At 51.5% G+C, this 241-nt stretch carries 1 protein-coding gene; it reads left to right on the forward strand.

Annotated features, from left to right (window positions below; genetic code table 11):
* Positions 1 to 241 (forward strand): thiolase family protein (locus tag MTCD1_RS20130; protein ID WP_498067577.1); only part of this gene is annotated, 241 nt, incomplete at both ends.

Raw genomic sequence — 241 nt, forward strand, 5'->3', positions numbered from 1 at the left:
ACGTTAGGTGCTACGGCGATCAAAGGCGCATTGGCAGCCGCCAAGGTTAATCCAGAGCACGTTGATGAAGTGATTGTTGGTAATGTGATTAGTGCAGGACAAGGCATGGGGCCAGGTCGTCAAGCGGCGATGCAAGCGGGTATTCCTGCGAGTGGACCTGCTTATACGTTAAATATGATCTGTGGCAGTGGCATGAAAACGATTATGGACGGTGAGGCTGTCTCTTATTCACGTCTCCGAG

It is taken from the genome of Colwellia marinimaniae (assembly GCF_002207865.1).
GTDB classification, from domain to species: domain Bacteria; phylum Pseudomonadota; class Gammaproteobacteria; order Enterobacterales; family Alteromonadaceae; genus Colwellia; species Colwellia marinimaniae.